A 14608-nucleotide genomic window follows, 5' to 3' on the forward strand; every position below is an offset into this window, starting at 1 on the left:
GAGGATAATATTACAGTTACACAGCTGTAACCTTTGATTACAAAATCGTAATTAAATTGTATTTTTATTCCATTTGTATTTTATCATGTCTACGATTAACAAATTCACAAAAATATATTTTTATAACGCCCATAACAGGAGCTGATAAAATCATACCAGGTATTCCAAAAAATCCTCCACCAACAGTAACTGCTAGTATTGTAAAAAATGGACTAAGACCTAGTTGTCCACCTACGATTTTTGGTTCTATAAATGTAACTTCAACTTGTTGAATTATTATTAAGTAAATCAAGCAAGTTAACGCAGTTGTAGGATTGTAGAATAAGTTAATTACTACAACTGGTGTCATACCTATTACTGGACCAAAGTATGGAACCATATTCATAATACCCATTAGTGTACCAAACAATAGTGCATATTCAGACTTTAAAAAGTATAGACCAATTCCAGAAAGCAGTCCAACTATAAAAGAATCTAAAATCTTACCTGTAAAGTATTTACCAATATTTAAGTTCAAACTTTGACACAATTCTATTATAAAGTCTCCATATTTTTTACCTAAAGAAATATAAATAACTTTTTTTGTAAATGATAAGAACTTTTCTTTTTCTAATAATAGATAGAAACAAATTATAAAGCCTAAAAGGAATTGTACTATAAATTTTCCAACAGAGAAGGTAGTACTAAATATTCCTCCAAGTGAACCAATAAGTAAGTTACTAAACTTAGGCATTACACTCATAATTTTGTCACCATATTCTTTTAATGTATTAGGGTCTACTGATTGCAAACTTTTACCTAAATCAAATAAGAATTGTTCCGTTTTATCTATATATATAGGAACTTGAGTTACTAAGTCAGCTAAACTGTTTACTATTGATGGAACTGTAAATAGTATAAAAGATACTAGTATAACTATTAGCACACCATAAGTAAGAAGTAAAGAATATATCCTTTTAAAATTAAGCTTATTTTCCAAAAATTTTACTAGTGGATTAAATACATATGCTAATACAAATGCTATTATAAATGGAGTTAGTAATGACATCAGTAAACTTATTACTCCAAAAAAATATTTGTAATTATCAATAACTTTAATCAAAATATATGAAATAACTACAGTAAGTACAATATTTAAATAAATTTTTTTATCCTGCAAAACAACACAACCTTTCTTATATTTATTAAGTTTAGATTTACTTAAATTTAAAATCAAGTTAATATTTATAGCTTATTATACAATAAAAAGTAGTATTAATATAGTATGATTAATATGAAATTTGATAAGTGTACAATATATTGAAAGTTTTATCTAAATATTATTTTTATTTTCTTAAATTTACATATTACAAATATAAATAATTACAATTCGTTTCTAATTCTCTGTACATTTCTATTTATATAGTGCCTTCCAACATGTTTATATAAAAAATTTTTATACCATCCTATCTTTTGACTATATTTATTAAAAAAATTATCTGGAGTATCAAAGATTCCCAAATCATCAATTATTCCTTCTTTTTGAATAAATGTATGATTTACATTCCAAGATATTTGAGGATTTTGAAAATCTTTAGTGGCAATACCCCATCCATAAAATGAGCCTTGACAGTTATTGTATTTCTGCTGAATACTTGTAAGATAATTTTTGTCTAAAATAAGACCTTCTAATTTATACCATTGCTTTTCATAGTATACTTCTGTCCATGTGTGAATGATTTCTGTAGGTGCAATTTTGTAAATAATTCCTAAGAGTTCTAATTGAACTCTTTTGTCTAGAGTAAAACCATGAATCCTACATGGAATGCCAACTCCTCTTAAAAGTGCCATAGCAAGTATAGTTTTTGTATTACATTGTCCATATCCATCTTTTAGTATTTTACTTGCAGATATATTGTCACTTGCATTGAAACCAAAGTTGATGTCATCTCTAATAAAGTTATAAATTTGTTTGATTTTATTAAAATTATCTAATTGATTCCAATTATGTTTGCTAATAAGTTCTTGAATATTTCTTGCTCTAAAGTCTAATAATGTACTTTCTGATAAATATCTTTTCATAAAATAGAATTCTCCTTTATCTAGTGTAACTATATTTTATACCTTAGAGTAATTTGAAACTTTCAAAAACTTGCTGTTTTTTAATATGCCAGAAATATTCATACCAGTCATACATTTGTTGGTGTATGCTAGATGTGAAGCACTGTCAAAACCTGCCATCATAGCAGCATCAGTTATAGAGTATTTACCAGATAAAAGTAAAAAATATGCTTTTTGAATTTTATGTAGGAGAATGTAACTTTTTAATGGCATTCCTGTTTGTTCTTTGAATATATGGGACAGTCTGCTTGGCGAAAGAAAGACCATATCAGAAATATTTTTTATAGAATGATTATGACAGTCACACTCATTAAGTCTTTGCATTATTTTATGAATTCTTTTATCAACTATTGTGTAATTGTCTTGAGCAACATTAAGATATTTGAACACAGAATTTGTAAAATTTAAATAACCTTCTTTATCATGATTTTTTAAAAATTTAAAATATTTTTCTTGTATATGTTTAGTATTATGAATATCTATAATTCCATAACCCTTAATTTTGTCAATATATTTTGATTTAAGACTTAATGCAAGTGATGATGTTGGTTCAATTAACATAGTAAAACATACTTTTTCTCCTGTTGAAAAACAATGTTCTATATTACTATCTACAATAATGCATTTACCTTCTATATCATTGCCATCTATAGTTATATTTAAATTATCTTCAATTCCTATAAACAATTGTAACATCCAATGTTTATGCTTCTTTGATTGAATAGAATTTGTAAACGAAGAAATATGATTATTTGACATAATTATATAATTAATAAAATTACCTCCAAACATTTTTCTTATTGAGGAAATACAGGTTAAATGTACAGTATTTTTCAGTAAGATTAGTGAAATTTTTATTTTATTATACTTTAGATTTTAATTTTGTTCAATTATTTTAAAGTTAGATTACTTTTATAGTGAATTAATTTTATTTTATAGAATATTGGACCTATATTAAGATATTTTAAAATATAAATTACCTATGGTAAAACTTGCATATAAAAAATAAAAATTTTATAATTATATTACAGATTATTTAAAATAAAACATCAAGTTATAAGTTGAAGAAAAGAGGATGTCATGAAGTTATTTCAGCAAAAAACACAAGTTCATAAATTTGAAAATTCAAAAGAATTTATAGAAGAATTCAAGATTTGTAAATCAGATTTTATATTAACAAGTAAAAATGCATATGATACATATTTTAAAAGCTTTGGTTTGGATGCACATGTAGAATATAAAAGTAAGTATGGAACTGGTGAACCTGATGATATAATGATGGATAAATTATTGGATGATTTTTCAAAAACTAATTGTACAAGAATTATTGCTATTGGTGGGGGAGCAGTTATTGATATGGCAAAGTTGTTAGTACTGAAAGATGGAAAGAAATCAAGTGATTTATTTCAAAAAAAGGTTCCTTTAGAAAAAATAAGAGAATTAATAGCTGTTCCTACAACTTGTGGAGCAGGTTCAGAGGTGTCAAATATTTCAATTGCAGAAATAACAGAGATGAATACGAAATTTGGATTAGCTGTAGATGAATTATTTCCAGATTATGCAGTTTTAATTCCAGAGTTATTACTAGAGCTTCCATATTCATTTTTTGCTACAAGTGCAATTGATGCTTTAATACATGCTATAGAATCTTTTGTATCTCCAAAGGCAAGTATTTATACAGAAATTTTTAGTACCAAAGCTATAGAGATGATTTTAAATGGATTTCAGCAAATTGTGTTAAATGGAAAAGATTATAGATTTGATATTATAGAAGATTTTTTGGTTGTAAGTGATTTAGCTGGTATTGCTTTTGGAAATGCTGGGACAGGAGCAGTACATGCACTTTCATACCCATTAAGTGGAGTTTATCATGTTACTCATGGGGAAGCTAATTATCAGTTTTTTATAGAAGTGTTTAAAACATATAATAGATTATCACCAGATGGTAAATTAGCAAAAATAAATATGCTTTTGAGTGAAATAATGAATTGTAAAGTATCAGAGGTATATGAAAAAATGGAAGAGCTACTTAATAAAATTATTACAAGAAAAAGTTTAAGAGAATATGGAATGAAAGATTATGAGATAAATAGTTTTGCAGACAGTGTCTTGGATAGTCAACAAAGGTTATTAAATCAAAGTTATGTTAAACTTAATAAAGAAGAAATAGTAAATATATACAGAATTTTATATTGATAACCCAAATCTAAAAGTTAATTGCTTTATATTTAGCTATAACTCAAATTTATGAAAAGCGATGGTTTTAATTAAATCATCGCTTTTTATGACTGATATTTTTATAAGATAATGTATCTTGTACTTATTAAAAAATATATATTTCATTTAATTATGACAAATAAAGATAAAATTTAAATATTTTAGAGGTAATTTTATTTATATATAGAATTTTAGAGTAATGATATACAAATGTATTATATTACTATTTTATATCAAAAATAGTAATATAATAGTCATATACATTTAGAAAATTTATTGTTTAAAAGGAGTAGAACTTATGATAAAAAAAGAAATGGGTAATTTTAAAGGAAGTAGTGATTATGTAGTATCACCAGAACTAATGGCATCAGTTAATGTTGCTATAGCACTTGAAAAACCACTTTTAATTAAAGGAGAACCTGGAACAGGAAAAACTATGCTTGCACAAGCAATTTCAAATCAACTACAAAAAGATTTAGTAATTTGGAACATAAAATCAACTACAAAAGCACAGGATGGACTCTATGTATATGATACTGTTCAAAGACTTTATGATAGTCAATTTGGAGGTGAAGGAGTAGATGATATTGGTAAGTACATAAAATATGGTAAATTAGGAGAAGCATTTAGTTCACAGCAACAAGTAATTCTTTTGATAGATGAAATAGACAAGGCTGACTTAGAGTTTCCAAACGACCTACTTTGGGAATTAGATAAAATGGAGTTTTATATAAATGAAACAAAAGAAACTGTAACAGCAAAACAAAGACCTATAGTGATTATAACTTCGAATGCAGAAAAAGAGCTTCCAGATGCTTTTTTAAGAAGATGTATATTTCACTATATAGAATTTCCTGATAGAGATATGATGGAGGAGATAGTCAAAGTACATTTTGATAAAGTTGAAGAACATTTATTGGAACAAGTAATGACTACTTTTTATTGGATTAGAAGTTTAAGAGAGATACAAAAGAAACCTAGCACATCAGAATTAATAGACTGGATACAAGCATTGACTTTAAGTGGAATTCCAATTGAAAAAATAGAAAAAGAGGTTCCTTTTGCAGGGATACTGCTTAAAAATAATGAGGATATTGAATCTATGCAAAAACGTTTGTAGTCAATAGGAGCTGAATAATTATGTTTATTAAATTTTTTTATTTATTGAGAGCAAGAGGTCTAGATATATCTTTAAATGAATGGATGACTTTAATTGAAGCACTGGACAAAGGGCTTTGTTATTCAAATTTTTCTAATTTTTACTATCTTTGTAGGATGATTTTAATAAAAAGTGAAAGTAATTTTGACAAATTTGATGCAGTATTTTTGGAGTATTTTAAAGGTATAGAACACAAAGAAGAAATTCCAGAAGAGATTATGAACTGGCTTAAAAAGCCAAATGTTGATTTAGAAGGATTTGAAAGATTAGAACAAAATCCAAATATAAACCTTGATGAATTGAGAGCTAAATTAGAGGAACGTATAAAAGAACAAGACTCTCCACATAATGGAGGAAATTACTGGATAGGAACAGGAGGTACTTCTGAATTAGGTCATTCAGGCAAAGGTCAAACTGGTATACGTATAGGTGGAACTTCAACCTATGGAAGGGCTGTTCTTGAAGTTGCAGGAGAAAGAAAGTATAGAGATTTTAGAGATGATGAAGTTTTAAATATGCGTCAATTTCAAGTTGCATTAAAAAGACTTCGTCAATTTTCTACTAGAATAGATGCTCCAAAGACAGAACTTGACTTAGATAAAACTATTGAAGAGACTTGTAATAATGCAGGGTATTTAAAATTATTCTTTGAAAAACCAAGAAAAAATACAGTGAAGCTTTTGCTACTTATAGATTCAGGGGGTTCAATGAGAGGATATAGTACTTTATGTAATACATTATTTCAGTCTGTAAGTAAATCAAATCACTTTAAAGATGTAAAAGTATACTATTTTCATAACTGTTTTTATGATAGATTATTTACGACACCAGAATGCTGGCTAAGTAAGTCTATTGATACTGAATGGATATTACAAAACATAGATAAAAACTATAAAGTTATAATCGTTGGTGATGCCTCTATGGCACCTTCTGAGTTACTTCATATTGGTGGTAATTATAGAGGTCCATATAATGATACACCTGGGATAGAGTGGCTTAAAAGATTCAAAAGAAAGTATAGTAAAATTGTGTGGCTAAATCCAGAACTGAGAGATGGATGGGATTCAATCAGTTATTGGTATCAGACTCAAAGGTTAATACAAAGTGAGTTTAATATGTATCCATTAACTGTAAAAGGATTGGAAAAATCATTGAAAAATTTAATGGTTGCGAAATAATATAAAAAATGATGGTACAAATTATCTAAAAGATGTACCATCATTTTTTATATTATAAATTGTATAATTGAAATTTAAAAATTATGTAGCCTAATACATTTTAGACTTACAAAAAACATATACATTAATAATAATTTTAGAAATTGAGGTGATTATAATAAATTATGAATTAATCGTAAAATACAATGGAGATATATTAAGATTAGAGCAAGAATTAGGTGTTTCAGTAGAAATACTTAATTCTTCATATGCAATAATAACATCAAGTAATGAAGAAGATATAAATAGATTACTGACTTATCCAGAAATAGAGTTTATAGAAAAACCTTTTATATTACAAACCCAAGACATCCAAAGTTTTTCAAGCACAGGGATAACAGGTTTTAAAAATAGAACAGGATTAACTGGAAAAGGGACTATAATTGGTATAATTGATTCGGGTATAGATTATACTTTGCCTGTATTTAGAGATAGTGATGGAAGGTCTAAAATATTATACTATTGGGACCAGTCTATACAAGGAAATCCTCCAGCAGGTTTTAAAGAAGGAACATTATATACTAATGAAGATATAAATAATGCAATAGCTGGTAATACATATATACCTATTTCAACGACTAGTCTACATGGTACACATGTTGCAGGTATTTGTTCAACTATTGCAAGTGATGCTAGGATAATAGTAGTAAGAGTTGGAAATATACAGACAGATGTTTTTTCAAGAAGTACAGAGTTTATGAGGGCGATTAAATTTATTTTAGATAGGGCATTAGAATTAAGAATGCCTGTTACATTAAATATAAGTTATGGAAGTAATGAAGGTTCGCATAGAGGAACTTCTTTATTTGAGCAGTATATAGATGATATGTGTTTATTTTGGAAAAATAATATAGTGGTAGCGGCTGGTAATAATGCAGATAAGGGTGGTCATAAAAGGATTAGACTTCAAAATAATACTACAGAAGAAGTTGAGTTTGTAATTGGAGAAGGAGAACGTATATTAAATATAAACATATGGCCAGATTTTATTGATGATTTTAGTGTACATTTAGTAAGTCCATCAAATAGTCAGACACAATCAATTTCTCTAACTTCAGGTGAAATAAGAAATACTTTAGGAGAGACAAGAATTACTGGTTATTTTTATCCTATAGCACCATATTCTCTTACTAGAAGAGTTACTTTGCAGTTAAGTTCAAATACACAGATAAATCCTGGTTTATGGAGAATTGTATTTGAGCCTATAGATATTGTAACTGGTAATATAAATATATATCTACCAACTTCTGAGGGATTAAATAGAAACACGAGATTTTTGATTCCAACTCAAGAACTTACTGTTACAGTTCCTGGAACAGCAAGTAGAGTTATAACTGTAGGTAGTTTCAATTCAAGAACAGATATAGTATCCATATTTTCTGGCGAAGGAGATACACAATTAGGAGTGTTTAAACCAGACTTATTAGCTCCAGGCGAAGATATAATATCTTTTTTACCAGGAGGTACAAGTGGAGCATTAACTGGAACTAGCATGGCTACTCCTCATGTCACAGGAGTTTGTTCGTTGTTTATGGAGTGGGGAATTGTAAATGGAAATGATTTATTTTTATATTCACAAAAGTTAAGAGCATTACTTCTTAGGGGAGCAAGAAGACTAAGTAATCAGCAATATCCGAATAATTCATCAGGATTTGGATTTTTAAATTTATCAGACATAGATTTGTATACTTTATCTAGTATAAATCAAGATTTAGAAACAGAAAACATTGGATATAGAAGCATTAATAAGTCATTTAAAGATGAAGAAAATAATTATAAAATTATAGAAAGTTATAATGCTCAAAGAAATAATGACTTAAATTTGGAGGATTTTCTAAGTGAAAATATGGATAGACAATCAGGAACATTGGCAGGAATAAATGTAATTCATACTCCTGAATTTGAAGACGAGTTAGCATCATTGGGTATGAGTCAAGAATTTCTTAAGTTAAGTGACTCATTTGGTGTATTATCTATAAACACTACAGACTATAATAGTATACAACGAGTTTTGGAACTTCCATCAGTTATAAGGACAGAATCAACTATAAAGATGACACTGCTTGGAGAGATTAATCAAGGTACTTTTGGTGGTGTAGTTGCAACCGAAGAAATAGGTGTAAATTTTTTTAAAAATAATCCAAATATAACAATAACAGGAAGAGGTACTCTTATAGCAATTGCTGATACAGGAATAGACTATCTACATAAAGACTTTATATATGCAGATGGAACTTCAAAAATAGCTTTTTTATGGGACCAAACAAAGGATGGAACTCCACCTGAAGGTTTTTATATTGGTACAGAATATACACGAGAAGATATTAATAGAGCAATTGCAGAAAATGATGCTAGTCTATCTCAAGATGAAGTTGGGCAAGGTACTATGATAAGTGGTATATGTGCAGGTCTTGGTAATGTAAATAAGGAATATGCAGGAATAGCTGAGGATGCTGAATTAATAATAATAAAAACTGCTAAGATAGAAGGATTTTATAATAGTGCAATGTTATTTGCTGCGTCTCAGTATGCATATAAAAAATCTTTTGAACTTGGGAGACCATTAGTAATAAATATATCTTTGGGTAGCAATAGTTTAGTTGGATTGACCAATAGAAGTAATAGTGAAAAAGCATTTTTTACTAGAGGATTGTGTATAACAGCAGGAGCTGGAAATGAAGGGAACACTCAGACACACACATCTGGAAGAATACCAAATGTAGGAAGTGCTGTTGAAGTCGAGTTGGAATTAAATGAAGAAGAAGAAGAATTATCAGTTGAGCTTTGGTTGAATAAACCAGATAAAGCAGATGTAATAATAGTGTCTCCCACTGGTGAAGAAAGTAAAAGTGTTGGAATATCAAGTTATAATAGGGTAACAGGTTTATTTGATTTAGAAGGAACCGAGTATTCTATAACATATGTATATCCAACTACTTTTTCAGGTCAGCAGTTTACCAATGTTACCCTGAGAAATGCTAAAAGAGGAGTGTGGAAGATTAGATTAGTAGGGGTTTACATTGTAAATGGAATATATAACTTGTATCTTCCAAATAGAGCTCTTTTAAAAAGTGGAACTAGATTTAGAGAGGTTGACCCTTTTTATACTATAAATTATCCTGCTGTTCAGGACGATTTAATAACTATAGGAGCTTACAATACTATTAATAATAGTTTGTGGCAAAGTTCATCAAGAGGGCCAACTATTGAAGATAGATTAAAGCCAGACTTAGTAGCACCAGGAGTTAATATAATAGCTGCATATCCTGGAAATACATACGCGACTATAACTGGTACAGCAGCAGCTAGTGCACATGCTGCAGGAGCTGCTGCGATGTATTTTCAATATACTTTTGTTGATAGAAGATATCCAAATCAAGCATACGTCCAAAAAATAAAAACTTTTATGCAGGCTGGAGCTAGAAAAAATCAAACTACAGAGTATCCAAATACAAGTGTTGGATATGGAACTTTGGACGTTAGAGGTATGTTTGATGTGTTAAGATAGGAGGGATTTATGGAAAAATCTTATTGTATAATTTATCAGGGTGATATAGAAACTGCACTTCAACAAAATGGAATAAATAGATATATGGTTTTAAATAGTCAGCTTGCAGTAATATATGTACCTATGGACTTTGATGAAACTATTTTAAATAATATACTACAAGTTGCTTGGTGGGAAGAATCTGCTCCAATGAGTAGTTTAATTGAAATAACTAATAATATGAATAATGGAGAAACTATTACAACAGCTACTGAATCAGAGTATATTTATGAGAATCCATATAATGATATAACAGGAAGAGGAATTTTATTAGCAGTTATAGATTCTGGTATAGATTATTTACATCCTGATTTTGTGAACGCAGATGGAACAAGTAAGGTTTTACGATTATGGGATCAGGAAGAAAATACAAATCCACCACCAGAAGGATTTATTTTTGGGAGTGAATTTACAAGAAGTGAATTAAGTTTAGCTATAAGTAGAAATGATGGAAGTTTAAGTCAAGATAATATAGGTACTGGAACTTTGGCTTCTGGTATATTAGTAGGAAATGGAAGAGTAAATTCACAATATAGAGGTATAACTACAGAGTCAGATTTGATAGTGGTTAAATTAAAATCATATACAGATACCTATTATGCTGGAAGGATAAATTATAGTGTTTCAGATTTTTTAGCAGCTATAACATATGTTACTAATATAGCAAAAACAGAAAATAAGCCTATAATAATAAATCTTACTATCGGAGTTAAGTCAGGTGCTGTAGCAACTACTTCCATATTAGACACATTTAATATATTAAGTAGTGCTGGTGTTGTATTAGTAAGTGGCGCAGGTAATCAAGGTAATACAGATATTCATTATGCTGGAAGATTTAGTAGTTTAAATGAAGTCCAAGATGTAATAATACAAGATGGTGACGATTACGCACTTGATATAACACTCAATACAAATGGCCCAGATAAGATAGGGGCACAAATAATATCTCCTTCAGGTGAAGTTAGTCATGATATAAGATATTCCCCAGACTTTTATGTATATAGAGGAAAGTTTAATCTGGAAAATACTACTTATTCAATGAGATTCATCTATCCATATATCACTTCTGGAAATGAAAGTCTAGAGATAAGACTGAGAGATATAAAACCTGGTGTGTGGACGTTGAGGCTAACTCCAGAACTCCTAATAGGAGGAGAGTATGACATATATTTACCAAATAAAAACTTGATAGCACCAGATACAAGATTTTTAGACCCAGACTCAGTGGCTACAATAACTATGTATGCTGCTGGTGATGATGTAATTACAGTTGGTACATTTAATAATAAGACTGATAGTATGTGGATTGGTTCATCAAAAGGGCCAATTAGAGGAAGAGGAATTAAGCCAGATATAGTAGCCCCAGGAGTAGATATAATATCTACATATAAAAATGGAACATACAATACAGCAACAGGTACAGGCGTTAGTAGTTCTATAGTTTCTGGAGTCTTGGCCTTATTAATGGAATACTTGGAAAAACAAGATAATATCCCAAGGTTATCATTGTTTACACAAGTTTTAAAAACATATTTAATATTGGGAGCTACGAAGCTCGATATATATACATATCCAAATGTTTCACAGGGATATGGGATTTTAAATTTAAAAAATACAATTCAACAGATAGCAAATACTTTATAAATAAAAAATATGTAAATAATGGCATTTTATCTGTTATAAATTTTACTTATGAATTTAATTTGAAAAATTGCTAAAACTATTACAAAATAAATATATAGAGGTGATAGTTTTGGAAAGTAAAAAAGCAAGAGCATTAAAAGGTAAAGATAACAAAAGACTTAGAAGTCCACTTCTAGTTGGAAATGAATCAACAGCAGCTTGGGCAGATGTTGAAAAATTAAAACCTCATAGTAAAGTTTCAATACCTTCACTTAATAGTGTTGAAGAAGCAAAAGATTGGGTTGACAATGGAAGTAAACTGTAAAGACTTCTATACTTGATAACAAAAATAAATAATTTATTGTATTTAAGTAAAGTAGTATTAGTTTAAAAAGCTTAAAGTTAAACTTAGGCTAATAAACAGTATACTACTTTACTTTTTTTATAAATGTCAGAAGGCAAAATGTAATTTATAAACATTTGAAAGGGAAATATAAATTTTTGAATATAAATGTTTATATTATAGATTATATAAGACTAGTAAATATCAATTGTATAAACTTATTGACTAAAAATTTATAAATTGGTATAATTTTGTTAATTAGCGGAAATAATAGAAGATAAATACTGTGAAGAGAAGAGTAGATATAAAATGTAGTTTTAGCGAGTTGAGGATGGTGAAAGCTCAATACAAGTTTTATATTGAAGAACATCTTGGAGTTTCTAATCGAAAGCTTATTTAGCAAGTAGACTTAGACGGAAGGCACCGTTATAGGCTTTAAGCATTGCTTAACTAAGAGGTCATTTATGACAACTAGGGTGGTACCGCGAAAGTAATAGTCTTTCGTCCCTTTATACAGGGATGAAGGGCTTTTTTTATGGAATTATATTTAGAAGAAATTACTAAAAATTAAACTAGGAGGCTTTAAAATGCAAAAGGAATTTATAACAGTAAAAGAATTGTACAGAGATAAAGAACAGTACATAGGAAAAACTGTCAAAGTAGCTGGGTGGATAAGAACATCTAGAGTATCTAAAAACTTTGGCTTTATAGAATTAAATGATGGAAGTTTCTTTAAAAATATGCAAATAGTATTTGATGAAAAAGTTGAAAATTTTAAAGAGATAGGTAAATTGGCAATAAGCTCATCTATACTTGTAGAAGGTGAGTTGGTATCTACAGAAGGAGCTAAACAACCAGTAGAAATACATGCAAAAAATATAGTTGTAGAAGGTGAATCAGATAGTTCATACCCACTACAAAAGAAAAGACATACACTTGAGTATTTAAGAACAATAGCACATTTAAGACCAAGAAGTAATACTTTTTCAGCTGTATTTAGAGTAAGATCAATAGCTGCATATGCAATACACAAATTCTTTCAAGAAAGAAACTTTGTATATGCACATTCTCCAATCATAACAGGTAGTGACTGTGAAGGTGCAGGAGAAATGTTTAGAATAACAACTATGGATTTAAATGATATTCCAAAAACAGAAGATGGAAAAATAGACTATACACAAGATTTCTTTGGGAAAGAAGCTAATTTGACAGTTAGTGGGCAATTAAATGCTGAAATAATGGCACTTTCTTTTAGAAATGTTTATACTTTTGGACCTACATTTAGAGCTGAAAACTCTTATACAGGAAGACATGCTTCAGAATTTTGGATGATAGAGCCAGAAATAGTTTTTGCAGACCTTGAAGATAATATGGAACTTGCAGAAGATATGATAAAATACGTTATAAACTATGTTTTAGAAAACGCTCCAGAAGAAATGGAATTCTTTAATAGTTTTATAGATAAAGGATTGCTAGAAAGACTAAATAAAATAGTAAATTCTGAATTTGTTAGAATAACATACACTAAAGCAGTAGAGTTATTACTTGAATCAGGACATGAGTTTGAGTATCCAGTAGAATGGGGATGTGATCTTCAAACTGAACATGAAAGATATATAACAGAACAAATATACAATTCTCCAGTATTTGTTACGGATTATCCAAAAGATATAAAAGCGTTCTATATGAGAATGAATGAAGATGGTAAAACTGTTAGAGCAATGGATTTATTAGTTCCTGGTGTTGGAGAGATAGTTGGAGGTTCTCAAAGAGAAGAAAGAGAAGACGTACTATTAGATAGAATTCATGAAATGGGATTAAATGAAGAAGATTACTGGTGGTATTTAGAACTTAGAAAATTTGGTACTGCTACTCACTCTGGATTTGGTCTTGGATTTGAAAGAATAATTATGTATATGACAGGTATGTCTAACATAAGAGACGTTATACCTTTCCCAAGAACTCCTAAAAATGCTGAATTCTAATAATTATAACCTATAATATAATTATATAATTTTTCGATATAATAAATAGCTTGTGTGCTATCTGATTTAGATACATACAAGTTATTTTTATTGTGTTTACAAATATATGTAGTTTGCTTATTCATATTTTATTATACAATGTAATTATAAGTTACTTATACTAGGAGGATAAATAATTGGACTTGGCGATTATACAATAGAAGGTTGTGAAATGATTGGTGAACAAACTGCTAAACTTTATTTTAATCCTATTGGGTATCCTTATGGTGGAAACAAAGTTCTTCAAGAGGCACTAAAAGCTTTTGGAGTGACAATAGTGAGTGTGATTGGATAACGTTTATTATGATATACTATAACTAGTAGAGTAATTTTTTGGAAGTTTAAATATAAATTATATTTAAGCATTATCTTTATGTA

Annotated in this window: 11 protein-coding genes and 1 other annotated feature; of the genes, 8 read left to right on the plus strand and 3 right to left on the minus strand. The window is 28.8% G+C overall.

Features of this window, described 5'->3' with window-relative positions:
• Positions 1-64: 64 nt before the first annotated feature.
• From KGF45_RS08735 to KGF45_RS08745, 3 genes are all read right to left on the minus strand, one after another.
• A complete protein-coding gene (locus KGF45_RS08735) occupies positions 65-1216 on the minus strand; it encodes an AI-2E family transporter (protein WP_413926587.1) in 1152 nt (383 codons plus the stop codon).
• A gap of 146 nt (positions 1217-1362) precedes the next feature.
• The gene (locus KGF45_RS08740) at positions 1363-2061 is read right to left on the minus strand and encodes a transglutaminase-like domain-containing protein (RefSeq protein ID WP_227828868.1); all 699 of its coding nucleotides are present in this window, start codon (positions 2059-2061) and stop codon (positions 1363-1365) included.
• Positions 2062-2097: 36 nt separating this feature from the next.
• A complete protein-coding gene (locus KGF45_RS08745) occupies positions 2098-2859 on the minus strand; it encodes a helix-turn-helix domain-containing protein (RefSeq protein WP_227842241.1) in 762 nt (253 codons plus the stop codon).
• A gap of 321 nt (positions 2860-3180) precedes the next feature.
• On the opposite strand from KGF45_RS08745, the gene KGF45_RS08750 reads away from it, so the two are divergent.
• From KGF45_RS08750 to KGF45_RS20065, 8 genes are all read left to right on the plus strand, one after another.
• Positions 3181-4296, plus strand: coding sequence for a 4-hydroxybutyrate dehydrogenase (locus KGF45_RS08750; protein WP_227842243.1), 1116 nt, complete (start codon positions 3181-3183; stop codon positions 4294-4296).
• Positions 4297-4615: 319 nt separating this feature from the next.
• Positions 4616-5437, plus strand: coding sequence for an AAA family ATPase (locus tag KGF45_RS08755; RefSeq protein ID WP_227841159.1), 822 nt, complete (start codon positions 4616-4618; stop codon positions 5435-5437).
• A 20-nt stretch (positions 5438-5457) separates the two neighbouring features.
• A complete protein-coding gene (locus KGF45_RS08760; RefSeq protein ID WP_227828865.1) occupies positions 5458-6654 on the plus strand; it encodes a vWA domain-containing protein in 1197 nt (398 codons plus the stop codon).
• 148 nt (positions 6655-6802) lie between these two features.
• Positions 6803-10201 (plus strand): bifunctional germination protease/germinant receptor pseudoprotease CspBA, encoded by a 3399-nt coding sequence (gene cspBA / locus KGF45_RS08765; RefSeq protein ID WP_227828864.1) that lies wholly within the window; start codon positions 6803-6805, stop codon positions 10199-10201.
• A 9-nt stretch (positions 10202-10210) separates the two neighbouring features.
• Positions 10211-11884, plus strand: coding sequence for a bile acid germinant receptor pseudoprotease CspC (gene cspC, locus KGF45_RS08770; protein WP_227828863.1), 1674 nt, complete (start codon positions 10211-10213; stop codon positions 11882-11884).
• Between the two features lie 100 nt (positions 11885-11984).
• A complete protein-coding gene (locus KGF45_RS08775; protein ID WP_413840240.1) occupies positions 11985-12188 on the plus strand; it encodes a CDIF630_02480 family spore surface protein in 204 nt (67 codons plus the stop codon).
• Positions 12189-12483: 295 nt separating this feature from the next.
• Positions 12484-12718 (plus strand) — a binding site (T-box leader).
• Positions 12719-12793: 75 nt separating this feature from the next.
• On the plus strand, positions 12794-14191 hold the full coding sequence (gene asnS / locus KGF45_RS08780) for an asparagine--tRNA ligase (RefSeq protein WP_227437264.1): 1398 nt from the start codon (positions 12794-12796) through the stop codon (positions 14189-14191).
• Positions 14192-14402: 211 nt separating this feature from the next.
• Positions 14403-14525: a hypothetical protein gene (locus KGF45_RS20065; RefSeq protein WP_255287721.1), complete on the plus strand. Its 123-nt coding sequence runs from the start codon at positions 14403-14405 to the stop codon at positions 14523-14525.
• Positions 14526-14608 lie beyond the last annotated feature (83 nt).

This window comes from Clostridioides sp. ZZV14-6154, assembly GCF_020657785.1.
GTDB lineage: Bacteria > Bacillota > Clostridia > Peptostreptococcales > Peptostreptococcaceae > Clostridioides.

Excerpts from the sequence above, each read along its gene's own strand:
- KGF45_RS08740 (WP_227828868.1), bottom strand. The coding sequence starts at position 2,061 with ATGAAAAGATATTTATCAGAAAGTACATTATTAGACTTTAGAGCAAGA.
- KGF45_RS08745 (WP_227842241.1), bottom strand. The coding sequence starts at position 2,859 with ATGTCAAATAATCATATTTCTTCGTTTACAAATTCTATTCAATCAAAG.
- KGF45_RS08750 (WP_227842243.1), top strand. The coding sequence starts at position 3,181 with ATGAAGTTATTTCAGCAAAAAACACAAGTTCATAAATTTGAAAATTCA.
- KGF45_RS08755 (WP_227841159.1), top strand. The coding sequence starts at position 4,616 with ATGATAAAAAAAGAAATGGGTAATTTTAAAGGAAGTAGTGATTATGTA.
- KGF45_RS08760 (WP_227828865.1), top strand. The coding sequence starts at position 5,458 with ATGTTTATTAAATTTTTTTATTTATTGAGAGCAAGAGGTCTAGATATA.
- cspC (WP_227828863.1), top strand. The coding sequence starts at position 10,211 with ATGGAAAAATCTTATTGTATAATTTATCAGGGTGATATAGAAACTGCA.
- asnS (WP_227437264.1), top strand. The coding sequence starts at position 12,794 with ATGCAAAAGGAATTTATAACAGTAAAAGAATTGTACAGAGATAAAGAA.
- KGF45_RS20065 (WP_255287721.1), top strand. The coding sequence starts at position 14,403 with ATGATTGGTGAACAAACTGCTAAACTTTATTTTAATCCTATTGGGTAT.